Origin of the sequence: Asaia spathodeae NBRC 105894 (genome assembly GCF_025994195.1) — a bacterium.
In the GTDB taxonomy this organism is placed as follows: Bacteria; Pseudomonadota; Alphaproteobacteria; order Acetobacterales; family Acetobacteraceae; genus Asaia; species Asaia siamensis.
The window spans coordinates 17,633-33,072 of sequence record NZ_BAPY01000004.1 but is presented as its reverse complement, the minus strand read 5'-3'; the positions used below and the strand labels follow the sequence as shown (position 1 = coordinate 33,072).

The 15,440-nt window shown below is 60.5% G+C and carries 12 protein-coding genes; 5 read left to right on the top strand and 7 right to left on the bottom strand.

Annotated features, from left to right (window positions below; translation table 11 throughout):
• The first annotated feature begins 184 nt into the window (after positions 1 to 184).
• Positions 185 to 2,200 carry an autotransporter assembly complex protein TamA gene (locus AA105894_RS03685; protein WP_267310678.1) on the top strand — a complete coding sequence of 672 codons (2,016 nt, stop codon included), beginning with the start codon at positions 185 to 187 and terminating at the stop codon, positions 2,198 to 2,200.
• A complete protein-coding gene (locus tag AA105894_RS03680; RefSeq protein WP_267310539.1) occupies positions 2,200 to 6,423 on the top strand; it encodes a translocation/assembly module TamB domain-containing protein in 4,224 nt (1,407 codons plus the stop codon). The genes AA105894_RS03685 and AA105894_RS03680 overlap by 1 nt, the downstream gene beginning before the upstream one ends.
• A gap of 62 nt (positions 6,424 to 6,485) precedes the next feature.
• On the opposite strand, the gene AA105894_RS03675 is transcribed toward AA105894_RS03680, so the two are convergent.
• From AA105894_RS03675 to AA105894_RS03650, 6 genes are all read right to left on the bottom strand, one after another.
• Positions 6,486 to 7,115 carry a nucleoside/nucleotide kinase family protein gene (locus tag AA105894_RS03675; RefSeq protein ID WP_267310538.1) on the bottom strand — a complete coding sequence of 210 codons (630 nt, stop codon included), beginning with the start codon at positions 7,113 to 7,115 and terminating at the stop codon, positions 6,486 to 6,488.
• Positions 7,112 to 8,593 (bottom strand): tetratricopeptide repeat protein, encoded by a 1,482-nt coding sequence (locus AA105894_RS03670; RefSeq protein WP_267310537.1) that lies wholly within the window; start codon positions 8,591 to 8,593, stop codon positions 7,112 to 7,114. Before AA105894_RS03670 ends, AA105894_RS03675 begins: the two co-directional genes overlap by 4 nt.
• 3 nt (positions 8,594 to 8,596) lie before the next feature.
• Positions 8,597 to 8,959, bottom strand: coding sequence for a response regulator (locus AA105894_RS03665; protein WP_267310536.1), 363 nt, complete (start codon positions 8,957 to 8,959; stop codon positions 8,597 to 8,599).
• A 20-nt stretch (positions 8,960 to 8,979) separates the two neighbouring features.
• The gene (locus tag AA105894_RS03660) at positions 8,980 to 9,780 is read right to left on the bottom strand and encodes a glucose 1-dehydrogenase (RefSeq protein ID WP_267310535.1); all 801 of its coding nucleotides are present in this window, start codon (positions 9,778 to 9,780) and stop codon (positions 8,980 to 8,982) included.
• A gap of 100 nt (positions 9,781 to 9,880) precedes the next feature.
• Positions 9,881 to 10,471, bottom strand: a complete 591-nt coding sequence (locus AA105894_RS03655; RefSeq protein WP_188425325.1) for a CarD family transcriptional regulator — start codon at positions 10,469 to 10,471, stop codon at positions 9,881 to 9,883.
• A 46-nt stretch (positions 10,472 to 10,517) separates the two neighbouring features.
• On the bottom strand, positions 10,518 to 11,393 hold the full coding sequence (locus AA105894_RS03650; RefSeq protein ID WP_267310534.1) for a bestrophin family protein: 876 nt from the start codon (positions 11,391 to 11,393) through the stop codon (positions 10,518 to 10,520).
• A 133-nt stretch (positions 11,394 to 11,526) separates the two neighbouring features.
• On the opposite strand from AA105894_RS03650, the gene AA105894_RS03645 reads away from it, so the two are divergent.
• The 3 genes from AA105894_RS03645 to AA105894_RS03635 are packed head-to-tail and all read left to right on the top strand — an operon-like array spanning position 11,527 to position 14,233.
• Positions 11,527 to 12,648 (top strand): S-(hydroxymethyl)glutathione dehydrogenase/class III alcohol dehydrogenase, encoded by a 1,122-nt coding sequence (locus AA105894_RS03645; RefSeq protein ID WP_267310533.1) that lies wholly within the window; start codon positions 11,527 to 11,529, stop codon positions 12,646 to 12,648.
• Positions 12,645 to 13,499, top strand: coding sequence for an S-formylglutathione hydrolase (gene fghA / locus AA105894_RS03640; protein ID WP_267310532.1), 855 nt, complete (start codon positions 12,645 to 12,647; stop codon positions 13,497 to 13,499). The genes AA105894_RS03645 and fghA overlap by 4 nt, the downstream gene beginning before the upstream one ends.
• On the top strand, positions 13,496 to 14,233 hold the full coding sequence (locus tag AA105894_RS03635) for a ribonuclease T2 family protein (protein WP_267310531.1): 738 nt from the start codon (positions 13,496 to 13,498) through the stop codon (positions 14,231 to 14,233). Before fghA ends, AA105894_RS03635 begins: the two co-directional genes overlap by 4 nt.
• A gap of 34 nt (positions 14,234 to 14,267) precedes the next feature.
• Here AA105894_RS03635 and AA105894_RS03630 read toward each other — a convergent pair whose 3' ends face one another.
• Positions 14,268 to 15,437 carry a right-handed parallel beta-helix repeat-containing protein gene (locus tag AA105894_RS03630; RefSeq protein WP_267310530.1) on the bottom strand — a complete coding sequence of 390 codons (1,170 nt, stop codon included), beginning with the start codon at positions 15,435 to 15,437 and terminating at the stop codon, positions 14,268 to 14,270.
• Between the last annotated feature and the right edge of the window lie 3 nt (positions 15,438 to 15,440).

Here is a 15,440-nt window from a genome sequence, read left to right as displayed (position 1 = left end):
CATGACATGATCTCGACACGCTTTTCAGCCATCACTTGCAAGGACCGATCAAACAGCAGGAGTGCCTTTGCTGTCGTTTAGCCGTGTTTCGCCTTACCGTTTCTCTCTTTCTGCATGGAAGGCGCCGCAGTTGAAGGCGGTTCTTCTGGCCCATGCCGCTCTTGCCTTGTGTCTTGCGAGTACACTGCCGGCTTTTTCCAGGGCCTGTGCCGCGCCTAGTCAGGATGGCAAGGCGGACCATAAGGCAGCCGAGAAGGACGAAGCCTATCAGGTAGAGATCCTGCCATCGTCCGATCCGGATCTCGATCCGATGGTTCAGGCCTCCTCCACCCTGGCGTCATTGCAGAAGACGAAGGCGGTCGATCCTTATGCTCTCGCCGGGCGGATAAGGGGCGATTACGATCGTGTCCAGACGGCTCTCGAAAGTCGTGGCTTCTATGCTGGCAAGGTCATTATCACCGTGCGCCTGCCAGACGGGCGAAATATCGACGGTCGCGATCCTGCCCTGCCTGACCGGCTGGCGGCGCTGGGAAACACGCCTGCTGGCAGCAAGAAGCTCCGGATCACCATCAAGACAGTCACCGGGCCACAATTCCACATTGGCAAGGTCACGCTGGTTGCCGGTCCGCTGAGCGGCCAGTCAACCGAAACTGCGCCGGACAAGTCGGGCACGACATCAACCCCGCCCAACGGAAAAACCGTTGCGGCAAAGGCGACGCAGCCACCGCACCCGGTTGAGCTGGACGACGCAGCGCGCAAGGCCTTTGGCCTGCAGGCGGGACAGAAGGCGATCGCAGCCGATGTGCTGGCGGCGCAGTCGGGGCTGCTTCACGCCTTGCTGGAAGAGGGCCATGCCCAGGCAAATGTCTCGACGCCAGTTGCCTATCTGCGACCTGCCACCCAGACGCTCGATCTCGAGTTCTCTGTGGGTGTCGGTCCAGTTGTCGATATAGGGCCGATCAGTTTCACGGGGCTGGAACGCACGCGTGAGAAATTCCTGCGTCGTCGCCTGCTCATCCACGAAGGGCAGCTCTATCAGCCGAGCAAGATCGAGGACGCGCGTCAGGATCTCGCCAGTGTAGGAATCTTTTCGTCCGTCGGGGTGCATGATGCGCCGCCGCTTGTGGCGCTGGCGCGCGGGCAGGCAACGCCGGGTGTGACGCAGGCCATGCCGCTGCGTTTCGCGCTTGCCGAGGGCAAGCGTCACACCGTTTCCGGGCAGATCGGCTATTCGACCGATCTTGGCGGCCGCGTCGGTGCAAGCTGGACCCATCGCAATCTGCTTGGCGGGGCGGAGCAGCTTAAGCTGACGGCGCTCGTCACCGGGCTGGGTGGATCTGCCCAGCAGGGGCTTGGTTACGATGTCTATGCGGATTTTCTCAAACCGGATTTTCTGCGGCGTGACCAGAATCTGAGTCTGCGCGTCGAGGGTATCAGGCAGCTGCTCTATTCCTATCACCAGACGGCCATTCTGGTGCGTGGCGGGCTGATCAGGCGGCTCAACAAGCGCTGGAGCATCAATGGCAGTCTTCTGGCCGAGCAGGAAAACATCAAGCAATTCGGCGTTTCGACTGACTACCTGATCGTGCAGGCGCCTCTTGGGGCAGTTTATGACAGCACGGAATTGTCAAACCCGATCGATCCGGCGACTCATGGCATGCGGGCCACCGTGAACATCACCCCTTCGGAATCGCTCGAAAATGGCAGTGCCTTCTTCACCATCATGAGCGCCAGTGCTTCGACCTATTTCGATCTGCACCATATCGGGTTGAGTGCGCCGGGGCGCTCCGTCATTGCGGTGCGCGGGCTTGTCGGCTCGGTGCAGGGGGCGTCGACCTATCAGATACCACCCGATCAGAGACTTTACGCCGGTGGCCCCGCGACGGTCCGTGGTTTCCGATATCAGGGCGTGGGGCCGCAGAACGGCAAATATGGCATTGGCGGTACCTCGCTCGATGCCGGATCGGTGGAATTCCGTCAGCGTATCCTGAAAAGCTTTGGGGCCGCAGCATTCGTCGATGCCGGTCAGGTGGGTGTCGGCAGTCGGCCATTCCAGGGCAAGCTGCGCGTCGGTTATGGCGCGGGTGTGCGTTATTACACCCCTATCGGGCCGGTGCGTCTCGATGTCGCCCTTCCTGCCAACAGGCCGCCCCATGGCGATAAATGGGAGCTCTATATCGGTCTCGGGGAGACTTTCTGATGAACGCGCGCCCCGTAACCGATCCGTCCCGACGCGACCTGCCGCAGACGCCCGCGCCTGACCCCAAACCCCGCCTTGCGCGCTGGAAGCGTGTCGCCTTGTGGTGTGTGGCCCTGATTGTCGGGCTACCACTGGCGTTCGTGACGCTGGCGCTGGCTGGTATTCTGGTTTTCGCCAATATCCCATACGGCCAGCGTTTCATCGAACGAGAGACGGCAAGCCTGACAGGGGGCATGGTGCAGATGCAGGGGCTGGATGGGGCGTTTCCCTATCGGCTGCATCTGCGTCGGCTCACCATTCATGATCATATGGGCCCGTATCTGGCCATTGACGAGTTGCGCCTGAACTGGTCGCCGCTCGCGCTTTTGCATAAATCGGTCAAGGCGTCCCTGCTTCAGGCACAGGCCCTGCGCTTTGAGCGTCTGCCTGTCAGCGATCCAGCTGTACCAACGCCCCCTGCCACGCCGAGCACACCGTCAAGTCTGCATCTCGGGATCAACCTGAAGAAACTGGATGTTGCCCGTATCGATCTGGGCAAATCCCTCGTCGGGTTTCCGCTCAGTGCCTCGGCACAGGGGCATCTCGTTCTGGCCGATCTGGCGCCGATCCTCGATGGCCTGACACTGGGACATCTGCCCAAGGCCGATCTGGGTCTTACGATCACCCGTCTCGATCGCCCCGCCACAATCGCCGTCACCCTCGCGACACCACGCGACGCCATCAACCTGCATCTGACCGCTCACGACGGTGCGCAGGGGCTCGTGACGCAGTGTGCAGGCATGGAAACGTTCGATCCTCTGTCCCTGTCGCTTGATCTGTCGGGTCCGCTGCGTGCCAACCATCTCCTGCTCGATATGCAGGCGGGCGAGGTCAAGGCACACGCGCAGGGCACGCTCGATCTGCTGCAGCATCAGGGCAATCTGGGCCTCAAGGCCTCGACGCCCACCATGTCGCCGCTCGCAGGTGTCGCCTGGAACGGGTTTTCGCTTTCTGCGGAACTCCATGGCGATCTGCTTGCCCCCTCAGGGAGTGGGGCTCTTGATCTCGACTCCCTTGCTGCTGCAGGCGCAGGGGTGACCCATCTCTCTGCCCGGTTCTCGGGGGATGAGGGCAAGGGCAACCGCGCCGATAATCTGCTGCTTACCTTGCGCGCCGATGGGGTGCGCGTGCCGGGTGTACCAAATGCGCTTCTGGCGTCGAGCCCGGTAGAAGCCCGGATCAAGGCGGAGCCAAATGCTGAAGGGCAGCCTGTCACGCTCAGCGTCACGCATGAATTGTTCCAGCTCGGTGCCACAGCGCGGCTGAAGCCGGAAATAAGTGGCGCGCTCGATCTCGTGCTGCCCGATCTCAAGCCACTGGCGGCCATCGGCAAGATCGCGCTTTCAGGCCACAACGTCACGCATGCCGATTTCACCTATCGACCCAAGGGAGACACGCGCCTCACGCTGCGCGATCGCCTTTCGATAACCGGCGGGCTGAAGCAGGCGGTTTCCCTTATCGGTGACGATGCCACGATTGCGCTCGATGTCACGGCATCTCCCGAACGCGAAGATGGGCGTGTCGTGCGCATCGGCGATTTGACCATAGACGGCCGGGCCTTGCATCTGCATGACGAGGCCTCCGTCTCGTTGGGAAAAACGCCATCTCTTGAAAGCGATCTCGTTCTGGCTCTGCCTGATCTCAAGGCTGCAGCCCCTCAGCTGCATGGTCATCTCGCCTTGTCGGCTCATGCCGAGGGGCCCTTTCAGGATCTCGCGGCAAAGACTCAGATCAAGGGTGAGATCGGCGCGAGTGAGGTGCCTGCCGGGCCGCTCACTCTCGATCTGAACCTGCTGCACCTCCCTGCGACGCCTGAAGGGGCGCTGCGCGCCGATGGAAAGCTCGACGGGCGCAAGCTTGCGCTCGATGCGAGCTTTGCCCGGCATGCCGATGGTTCGGCCGAGCTTGTTCTGAATGCGCTCGATTGGGCAAGCCTGACCGGAAAGGCCCATCTCGTCTTGCCACCCTCTGCCAAGGTGCCTCTGGGCACCATGGCGATTACGGCAGGAAATCTGAACGATTTCAGTGCTCTTGCGGGGCATCGCCTTGGCGGGAAACTTGTGCTGGACGTGCATACGAGCGAGGCGTCAGAGACCGTCCCCCCTGTTGTCAGCCTGTCGGTCAAGGGCGGTGTCAGCACGACGGAAGCCCGTCTCGGGGCACTCGACCTGTCAGGCACGGTCAATAATCCGCTCGACAAGCCGGATCTCAATCTCAGGCTCGCGCTGAGCGGCATCGACGCTCAGAACATCAAGGGTGCGGCGAAGCTTGCCGCTCAGGGACCGCTAGATGCGTTGTCCCTGTCGCTCAACGGGGCTTTTCAGAATGTCATGGCGGCCCCGGCCTCGATCGACACGGCGCTGTTGCTCGATTTGAGCGGCAAAAGCGTCCGGCTCAATCGCTTCAGTGCTCTGGTCAAGGGCGAGACCATACGTCTGTCCGGCGCGAGCAAGATGGACTTTGGCGAGGTAAAGGGCGTCGATCGACTGCAACTCGCGGTGGCTCCTCAGGGTGTGTCCCCTGCAACGCTCGATCTGGCAGGAACAATCAAGCCCAGGCTCAACCTGCATCTGCGTGTGGCGCAGGTGACACCTGCGCTGGCACGGCCATTCGTCTCGGGTTTCGATGCCAGTGGTGTGCTTTCCGCTCAGGCCGATCTGACGGGAGAGATTGCGCGACCGACTGGATCGGTTGCGGTCAATCTGCATGGATTCAAGCTACGGAGCGGACCAGGTGAGTCACTGCCGCCGCTCTCGCTTCAGGCCAATGCGCTTCTGACGGGGCAGTCAGCACAACTGACCGCGCAGGCCGATGCAGGAAGCAAGATTACCCTGCGTGCCAATGGCGCTGTTCCGCTTTCTGCGACTGGATCGCTTGGGCTGCACGTCAATGGTGCGCTCGATCTCTCGGTCGCCAATGCGGTTATCGGCGCTCAGGGAATGGCATTGAGCGGCAAGACGGCCATCGATCTGGCTTTGAACGGCGTGGCAACGGCGCCAAAGGCGACCGGACGCATCACGCTTGAGGCGATCAATTTCGCGCATTACGGCCAAGGGGTAAGGCTGACCGATATCAATGGCGTCATTCTCGCCAATGATGACAGTTTGAACTTGCAGAACGTGCAGGCCCATGCGGGCAAGGGCGTGATCGGGCTGAATGGTTCGGTCGGGTTTCTGCGTCCGGGCCTGCCGCTGGACATCAGGATCGTTGCCCGCAAGGCACAGCCGATCACGAGCGATCTGCTGACCGCCGTGATTGATACCGATTTGCGCGCGCATGGCCAGTTGTCCACGCGTCTCGATGTCGATGGCACGATCCGTCTGCCGTCGGTCGTGGTCAATATTCCGAGCTCCATGCCGGCTTCGGTGCCACAACTCACCGTCATCAGACCGGGCCAGAAACGGGAAAGCAGCACCGGTGCGCTCGTGATCGGGCTCGATATCGGGGTGCTCTCGCCCGGCGAATTCTTCGTGCGTGGTCACGGTCTGGATGCTGAAATGTCCGGCAAGCTGCATATCGGCGGGCTCAGCACAGCTCCTGATATTTCGGGCGGCTTCGATCTCAAGCGCGGCTTCTTCAACCTCGCAGGGGTGAATCTGAACTTTACAAAGGGGCGTGTGGCCTTTGACGGATCTGGGGTGGATCACAAGCTCGATCCGTCGCTCGATTTCCGTGCAGACCGCAATGTGCAGGGCACACTCGCAAGCCTTGTTGTGGGGGGCTATGCCAGTTCGCCGAAGATCGATTTCATGTCGCAGCCGTCGCTACCGCGCGATCAGGTTTTGTCCATGCTGCTTTTCGGCAGCTCGACCGCGTCACTTTCACCGACACAGCTTGCGAGCCTCGCTGCGGCTGTTGCCCAGATTACGGGTGGGTCGAGCTTCGATCCGCTCAACAAGGTGCGCGGTCTGCTCGGGCTTGATCGCCTTGCTGTCGGTGGCGGGAGCGGCGTCAATAATGGCGGCGCGAGCCTTGAAGCTGGCAAATATGTGATGAAGGGCGTCTATGTTGGCGCCAAACAGGCAACAGGTGGATCGGGTACACAGGCTCAGGTGCAGGTCGATCTCACCAAGCGCCTCAAGCTCAATACGACCGTTGGCACGGGCGGGCAGGTAACCGGCTTTACCACGCCGGAAAACGATCCGGGGTCAAGTGTCGGCCTCAGCTACGGCTTTGATTACTAGGAGCAGAACAGGGAGGGGGCACAAGGCCTCCTTCCACGTTCAGGGCCCGGAGGGCGGAACGGTCAGAGCGTTACGGTTTCCGGAACGTACTGCCAGTCTGCCTTGTCTCGTGTCTGCAGGATGATCCGGGCATTGGGAGCATCGGTGACGGCAATCCAGTGGCGGGCCTCTTCCGGCGTGCGACCGAAATGCACATGGCGCGCTTCGAGCCACTGATTGCGGAGCGCTTCATCGGTTGCGACAAACCAGCTTTCATCGAGATAGCGGCGCACTTCCGACCACGGGCCGTCACAGAGCAGGTAATTACCTTCAACGATGATCAGCTTGCGATCAGGCAATACCGGTATGGCCCCTGCGATAGGCTCTTCGATCTCGCGGGCGAAGAGGGGGGCATAGACGATATCGGATTGCTGATGACGGATACGGTCGAGCAGCGAGGTGAAGCCCGCCGCATCGAATGTGTCAGGAGCCCCCTTGCGTCCTGCGCGGTTGAGACGCTTCAGCTCGCAATTGGCCAGATGAAAGCCGTCCATCGGCACGACGATGGCGTGCTCAGCATAATCTGCGGCAAGGCGAGCCGCGAGGGTCGATTTGCCCCCGCCTGGTGCGCCGACGAGACCGAGAATGACCCGGCCGGGGCGGGAGAGAAGCGCGTCGAGCCGCTGTCTTGCAGTCTGATAGCTGGACGTCATGATTTCTTTCGTTCCGATTCGTCGTGAAGAAGGGCGCGCACGGAAGAGACGACGTCGCTCCAGTCCCAGGCGCGTGTCTGACGCAGAATGCGCAGCGACGGATACCACGGGCTGTCGGCGCGGTCCGTCATCCAGCGCCAACAGGGATTGACCCTGTCCATCAGTAGAACAGACTTGTTCATGGCGCCTGCGAGATGAACCGCTGAGGTATCGACCGAAACGACAATATCCAGATTATCGATCAGGGCCGCTGTATCGTCCATCGTCAGGCATTCGGGCATCAGATCGATGATCGGGGTTTTGCTCTCGTCAAGCTGACCGGAGGCAGCCCCCTTCTGCAGGCTGTAAAAACTCGTTTTCGGCAGATCGAACAGAGGGCGCAATGTTTCGAGCGTCATGGATCGGCGTTGATCGAGCATGAAAGGCTCTGTCTGGTCGCGCCTTGGTGCACCCGACCAGACCAGCCCGACCTTCAGGTTATGGTCGTCCCGCAAGCGCGCTGCAAAATGCGCCGACTTCACTGCGTCGGGTGCGATATAGGGCGGGGTGACACCAAAAGGATTTGGCGATGCCGCGAAGGCTCTCGGCAGGCTTATGAAGGGGCAGTGATAGTCATAATAGGGCGTCGTGCCACCGCTTTGCACAGTATCGACGCCCTCAACCCGTGCGCAGAGATCGCTCATGATGTCAGCGCCCCAGACACGAATAATGGCCCCCTTCTGCGCCAGAAGGGGCAGATACCGGAGATACATGAAGGTATCGCCGTAGCCTTCCTCCTGCGTCACCAGAACATGTTTGCCGCGGAGATCGAGTTTCTCGGTGATGTTGGGCAGGAGCTGGGCCATGGGCAGGCTGGTATGGCCAGGCAGACGAAAGCGCCATTCATGCTCGGACCAGCCTTGCTGGAAATACCCGGCCTTGAGCAAGGCGATGGAATAGTTGAGGCGCATCTGCGGATGGTCAGGCTTGATCTGGATCGCCTGACGATAGAGATTGATCGCCTCATGAACGTCGCCACTGGCGGCCGTAATATAGGCGATATTCGACAGAGCGCTCGGGTCCCTGGGGTCGAGTGCCTGCATGCGCTTCAATACGGCACAGGCATCGGCAAAACGGCCAGCCTGGGTGAGCGCGCAGGAGAGCGTGCTCAGGGCGGGAAGATGGCCGGGTCGTCTCTGCAGGGCGTCATTGAGGCGTGATTCGGCCTCATCGAGAAAGCCCAGCTGCATGAGGAGTGTCGCGCCAAGCTCAAGCAGGCGACAATCCTGCGGTGCAGCCTGGGCGAGACGATCGCTCAGAGCGAGCAGTTCAGCCCGGCGATCATGAGATTCTGCGACAGGAAGCAGCGTTTCCAGAGGGTGCGGACCGATACCGGAAACCACCGCAAGGGTCCGGGCCATTTCGAGGCATTTTTCCAGATCACCGGAAAGAAAGGCCTCGCTCAGCCTGGCCTGCGTCGTCTGCTCCTGCATGCCCATGGCTCAGCTCGTGGGCACCAGCTCGTGAACGACGTTGAGAATGGCATCAAGCTGATAGGGTTTTGTCATGACCCTGTCGATCGGCGAGGCACCATCAAGGTTAATGCCATGGCCGGTCGTATAGATGATCGGCAGATCGGGGCGGATCTGCCGACTTTCCTGGCCAAGGTCGGCGCCGCTTCCATCAGGGAGGGAGATATCCATGATGAGAAGATCGAGCGCCCGGTCACTATGCAGGAAACCGCGCGCCGTCGCACAATTCTCCGCCTCGAGCACCGACACATCGCTGTCTTCGAGGAATTCGATCAGACAGGTTCTGATCAGAAAATCGTCCTCGACGACGAGGACGGTAGGCGGGGTGGACATAAGCGCGGATCTCGGTCGGTTCAGGAAGACCAGTTCTGCTCGAAATCGGCATAGAGCGTGAGCCCGCCATCAACAAACAGGGTCTGCCCCGTAATATAACTCGATTCTTCCGAAGCGAGAAAGGCCATTGCGTCAGAGATTTCGCGGCACTCACCCGGGCGGCGCATCGGGATATGCTTTGCCGTTGCCTCGTATTTCTCCGGATCCTTGGTCCAGGCATCGTTGATGGGGGTCACGATGGCACCGGGCGCGACCGCGTTCACGCGAATACCGTAGCGGGCATATTCCAGCGCGAGGGTACGCACGATGTTGCCGACCGCACCCTTGCTGGCGGAGTAGCCCAGATAATGCGGCTTTGGCACCTGCTGGTGGACCGAGCTGTTGACGAGAATATTGCCCTTCTGGTCGTTTGCCCGCCAGTATTTGAGGGCTGCACGCGCGCAGAGCACCACGCCCGTGACATTCACGGCCATGACAGCGTTGAAGTCCTTGAGGGAAATATCTTCAGACGGACATTCGATCTGCATGCCTGCATTGCAGATGAGAACGTCGAGACCACCGAAGCCCTCGATCGTCTCTCTCACGACGCGATCGACATCTTCTTCCACGGCCATATCACCTGCGACAATGAGATGTTCGCCGGAGACGGGTTTGGGAAGGCGATCGAGAAGGGGGCGGAGTTTTTCGGCCTTGCGCGCGTTGATGGCGACCTGTGCGCCTTCACGGGCGAAATGCAGGGCTGCATCCTCGCCGATGCCCTGAGAGGCCCCGGTGATGAGGATTTTCTTGTTCGCGAACCGTTTGGTCTTGTGCTCCGTCACGCGGCGCTCTCCTTTTCCGTGGGAAAGGACAGCCCTTAGAGGGCTGTCGCATCAGATCGGAGGATGAAACGCCGGTGAACGGAAAAGGATGCCTGACGGATCAGGCTGCCTTCATGGTCTCGGTCAGAGCCTGCAGGACAGCGGTCGGGTCCTTGTTTTCAAGGACGGCAACTTCACTGACAAAACGCTCCTGCGCTGCTTCGAAGAGCTTGCGCTCACTGAAGCTGCCGTCGAGGCTGTCGACGTTGCGGCGCAGGTCGCGCAGCACTTCGGCAATCTGGATCAGATCGCCGGAATTGATCTTTTCCTGATAGGCGACCGCACGGCGTGCCCACATGCCCTTGCTGACATGGGGCTTGCCCTTGATGATCGACATCGCCTTTTCGACGATATCGCGCGTCACGATCTTGCGCAGGCCGGACTTGCGGGCCTTCGAAAGCGGAATACGCAGGGTCATCTGGTTGCCGGGGAAGGAGATCTGGATGATCTCCAGCTTGGTTCCGGCAATCTCGTCTACACCGATGCGGTCGACGCGGCCCACACCATGTGCGGCATAGACGATGGAATCCCCTTCCTGAAACGGATCATCATCTCCGCCATGAGAGTCAGCCTGAGTTGCGGTCAGCGCAGCGGCGCTACGCGCCATCGCGTCTGTCATGCCTCCCTTGGGAGGGGTTTTGAACGTGCTCATGGCGACAGCTTATATCAGAAATTCCACAGCTTGTCTTGTGGTCTCGTCAGGGCTGAACACCGCCCTGCGGCGGAATGGGGCCGCCAACGGCTTCACCGATCGGCTGCAGCAGGTCGATCTCGATGGTGCGGGCCATGGTCAGCATGGGCAGGGCATGTCTGCTGGGCACGAAAGGCTCCTGCAGATCGCGACCGCTCTTGTCGAGCGCCTGGAACAGAAAGCCGACAAGGCTCGACCCGAGCGGGGTTATCCAGCCAAGTGTCTGCACGGCCGAAAACGGCAGAACGATGCAAAAAACATGCACGACCAGCAGGGGTAGCACCGAGTATTGCACAGGCAGGGGGGTGTTCTTGATGCGCTCGAGGCCACCTTGCGCATTGGCCAGATCGGAGAGAATGCGATCAATCGTGCCATGAACGGCGCCATCGATTTTCTTGCGCTCGACTTCCTCTGCGACGCAAAGGCCGATTTCATAGAGCAGCGCGTTGGGCTTGTTGGTGCGCGCCATGATGCGCTCATACATTTCCGGCGAAAGCAGGCGCTTTGCATCGGGGCCCTGCTCGGTGTTCGAGAGCGCCGTGCGGAGCAGATAGGGATAAGCCGCCATGGCCTTTGCCAGGTCGGGGCGACCGCCCAGCAGCGTTGCGGCCTCACGGGCGAAAGAGCGGGAATTGTTCGTGATCAGGCCCCAGAGCGAGCGTCCTTCCCACCAGCGTGCATAGGCGGCATTGTTACGCACGCCCAGAAACAGGGCGAGGGCCGAGCCCATGAGCGAGATCGGCAAGGCAGGCTGTTCCATCCATTCCTGATGGAACACCTGATAGAGGATAACGACAACGAGGTCCCACAGAGCGAGAATACCAAGGGGCAGGGCAGTCTCGCGAAGGAGAATCCACAGGCCGTAAGTCTTGTCGACGATCAAGGTTTGTCGGTCCTCAGTCTACATGTTGGAAATAGGGGGCATCTTATCCAAGACGCTGTGCATAAAACTCGTTAAAACTGTCGCTGTTTTGTGACGTATCGTGAATCATCTTCTTTCACTGGAGTTTCCGTCAATGGATGTGATTGCCGCTCTGGCTCTTGAGGCCGGTCGCCCGCTTGAAATCGATACCGTTCAGCTGGAAGGGCCGCGCGCAGGCGAGGTTCTGGTCGAGATCAAAGCGACAGGGCTCTGCCATACCGACAAGTTCACTATGTCAGGCGCCGACCCGGAAGGCCTGTTTCCGGCGATCCTCGGGCATGAAGGGGCGGGTATCGTGCGTGAGGTCGGTGCCGGTGTCACCTCGCTCAGGCCGGGTGACCATGTCATTCCTCTTTACACTCCCGAATGCCGTTCCTGCCCGTCGTGCCTGTCGCGCAAGACCAATCTCTGCACCTCCATCCGGGCAACGCAGGGCAAGGGGCTCATGCCCGATGGCACCACGCGCTTTTCCTATCGCGGCAAGCCTGTGCACCACTATATGGGCTGCTCGACCTTCGCAAACTTCACCGTGCTGCCCGAAATTGCTCTGGCGAAGGTGCGTAGCGACGCGCCTCTCGACAAGATCTGCTACATCGGCTGCGGCGTGACCACGGGTATCGGTGCAGTGCTGTTCACGGCCAGGGTCGAGGCCAATTCCACGGTTGTCGTGTTCGGTCTCGGTGGCATCGGTCTCAATGTCATCCAGGGGGCGAAGATGGTTGGCGCGCGCCAGATCGTTGGCGTCGACCTCAACCCGGAGCGTGCCGAAATTGCCCGTCAGTTTGGCATGACCGATTTCGTCAATCCTGCTGATCTTGGTCCCGATGGCGATGTGGTCGGGCATCTGGTCGAACTGACGGGTGGGGGCGCTGACTACACGTTCGAATGCGTTGGTAACGTCAAGCTCATGCGTCAGGCGCTTGAATGCGCGCATCGCGGCTGGGGTGTTTCCTGCGTGATCGGTGTGGCCGGAGCAGGGCAGGAAATCAGCACGCGTCCTTTCCAGCTTGTCACCGGGCGTCGCTGGATCGGTTCGGCTTTCGGCGGCGCGCGAGGACGCACCGATGTGCCCAAGATCGTCGATATGTATATGGAAGGGCGGATCAATATCGACTCCCTGATCACGCAGCATCTCAAGCTGTCGGAGATCAATCATGGTTTCGACCTGATGAGTCAGGGCAAATCGATCCGCTCGGTTGTGGAATTCGACGCATGAGCGTCGAGATACTCTCGAAGCAGCTATGTCATGGTGGGGCTGTCAGCACGGTCGCGCATAAATCGACCAGTCTCGGCCTCGATGCGAAGCTCATGGTGTTCCAGCCTGCAGAGGCATTGCGCGGCGACAGGACGCCGGTGCTTTTTCTGCTGGCAGGGCTGACCTGCACGCATGAGACGTTCCTGCAGAAATCCACGATCATTGCCGAGGCAGCAGCTTGCGGCCTCACGCTGGTCGCACCCGACACCTCGCCACGCGGTGCCGGTGTCGAGGGAGAAAATGACACCTACGACCTTGGCACGGCGGCCGGTTTCTATCTCGATGCGACCCGGCAGCCCTGGGCGTCGCATTATCGCATGGGCAGCTATGTGGCGGACGAGTTGCCGGAGCTGATCCGCACCCGTTTCGGGCAGCAAGGATCGGCTTTCGGTATCATGGGGCATTCGATGGGCGGTCATGGGGCGCTCGTTCATGGGCTGCGCAACCCCTCCCTCTGGCAATCCGTCAGCGCCCTTGCGCCTATCGTGCATCCTTCAGTGGTACCGTGGGGCACGAGAGCGTTTAAGGCCTATCTCGGTGAAGACCGGGAAAGCTGGGCTGCCTGGGATGCTGTTTCGCTGATCGCGTCTGGTAGGCGCCATCCGAACGAGATCCTCATTGATCAAGGGACTGCTGACCAGTTTCTGGCGCAGGAGCTGCGTCCCGATCTCATCGAGAATGCCGCAGCGGAGGCGGGGCAGCCGCTGACGCTGCGCTATCATGAGGGTTATGATCATTCCTACTGGTTCATTCAGAGTGTGATCAGCGATCATGTCGCTCACCACGCACGGCTTTTGGGAGCGCGTTCATGATACGCAAGCTTGTCGCCGTCTCGGTGCTGTTTCTCGCAGGGTGTGTCGGGTCAGAGCCGCATCCCTCCGCGCTTGTTCCGCTTGCGCATGGCGATTTCGATCACAATACGCTGGCGCTCACCTGGCAGCCCGGGTTCTGCAGTGCCGGAAGTGGCTGCACCGCCGATCAGCCGCGCCAGTCGCTTGTCGGTCTGCACGGGCTATGGGCCTCCGAGCCCCATTCGCTCGAAGCGCAGAACGTGCCGGTCGAGCGTTGGTGGCGTGAAGGCTGTGGCCTGTTTGGTCCTGACGCGCCGCCACCTGTGCTCGACAACGCCATGCTGCAAACGCTTGGCGAGATCATGCCGCATACCAACCCGTCGCTGCTGACCCATGAATGGGTCAAGCACGGGGCCTGTTTCGGCTATGATCCAGGTGCCTTCTTCGCAAAGGCGAGCGGGCTCCAGAGCCGTTTCGCCCACTCACCCATGATGGAATTTCTGGCGGCCCGCGCCGGTACTGTGGTGGGACATGACGAGGTGCTGGCGTTTTTCCGCACGGCGACAGGCGCAACCCAGCCAAGAGCGCTTCAGCTCCGTTGCGAGACGGATCAGGCCAAACGCGTGGTGCTGACACAGCTCTGGTTCACGCTCGATCCGAAGCGGATGGGGCAATTCCCGAGCGCCGGAAGTTATCTGGACTCCCCTCAGATGCAGGATAACTGCCCTGCAAGTTTCTGGCTCAGAAACTGGTGACAGCCTTCTCTGGGCGTGCCCGGTTTTGGCACGCTCAGGGCGCGGGGAAGTTGCGTATCATGAGGTGATGGTCACCGGGTCGTGACCAGAGATTGTTACTGCCCGCTATGGGCCCGTGCCCGACCACCTCATAGCCACCGGACGCCCAGCAAGTGTTGTTCGACACCAGAAGAGGTGAATCATCGGGCTTAGGAAAGGGTATCAGTCTCATGCAGGGGCCATTGGCTATGCCGGTGACCTGATTGCCGATCACATTGATATTGCCTCCGGCAACAATGACCGGAGACCGGGCAGCTGCGGCTCCCCAGACAGAGGAATTGGCCAGGATACCGCCATACATGCGGTCCAGATGAAAGCCGGCCCAGCCGGGGTCGGCCCCGCTTGAGGGGAGGTCGGCGCTGCAATTGACCACGCGGGTCAGGTCCACCCCATCAGCAAAAATACCGGCACGTTTCCCCTCGAGATAGGAATCGGAGACGCTGAGATCTTCGTCGTCCTTGCCGTCGACAGCGTACATGCCGTACCAGGCCTCCAGCACGCGCAGGTTGCGGATTTTCGTGCCTTGCACGCCTGGCCCGATGAAGATTCCTGTGCCGTGGATATCCGTCACATCGGACACGGTATTATTCGAGGCATAAGCCGAGACGGTGTTGTTGGCTGCCATGGTGCCACTGATCACGACTGCATTGGAATCGCCAAAGGAGTCGAAGAACGACCCCCTGATGACGTTATCCGAAGTCGCAATAAGCTCGACGCCGTTCCGGAAGCGATCGATATTGACGTTCTCGACCACTCCCTTGAAAGCGCCGGTGACGCTGATGGCTGTATCCGTGTAGGCGTTGACCGAGCGCAACCGCAGATTGCGAATGATATAGGGGATCACCGCCGTGCCAGGCTTCGGGGCACTGAGCACCAATCCCCCGTCGAGAAAGCGCAGCGTGCCGTTATTGCCTTCCAGTATGAAGGTTTTCGCGGTCGCAGGCGCTCTCAGTGTCCTCACCCGACAGGTGCCGGACAGGGAAAGCGGCACATTCCTTGTCGTAGCGGCGTCTATCGCGGCCTGAAAGCTTTTCGTGTCATCGGTTGCGTCATCGCAGCGCGCCCCGAATTGCGCGACATCCAGACCGGTTTCAGCATGTGCAGCAACAGGGATACCCAGCCACAGCCCGATAGCGACGCCAAGAGCAGCACCCGCGCGGGTCACGAT

Excerpts from the sequence above, each read along its gene's own strand:
- AA105894_RS03680 (WP_267310539.1), top strand. The coding sequence starts at position 2,200 with ATGAACGCGCGCCCCGTAACCGATCCGTCCCGACGCGACCTGCCGCAG.
- AA105894_RS03675 (WP_267310538.1), bottom strand. The coding sequence starts at position 7,115 with ATGACGTCCAGCTATCAGACTGCAAGACAGCGGCTCGACGCGCTTCTC.
- AA105894_RS03670 (WP_267310537.1), bottom strand. The coding sequence starts at position 8,593 with ATGGGCATGCAGGAGCAGACGACGCAGGCCAGGCTGAGCGAGGCCTTT.
- AA105894_RS03665 (WP_267310536.1), bottom strand. The coding sequence starts at position 8,959 with ATGTCCACCCCGCCTACCGTCCTCGTCGTCGAGGACGATTTTCTGATC.
- AA105894_RS03655 (WP_188425325.1), bottom strand. The coding sequence starts at position 10,471 with ATGAGCACGTTCAAAACCCCTCCCAAGGGAGGCATGACAGACGCGATG.
- AA105894_RS03645 (WP_267310533.1), top strand. The coding sequence starts at position 11,527 with ATGGATGTGATTGCCGCTCTGGCTCTTGAGGCCGGTCGCCCGCTTGAA.
- fghA (WP_267310532.1), top strand. The coding sequence starts at position 12,645 with ATGAGCGTCGAGATACTCTCGAAGCAGCTATGTCATGGTGGGGCTGTC.
- AA105894_RS03635 (WP_267310531.1), top strand. The coding sequence starts at position 13,496 with ATGATACGCAAGCTTGTCGCCGTCTCGGTGCTGTTTCTCGCAGGGTGT.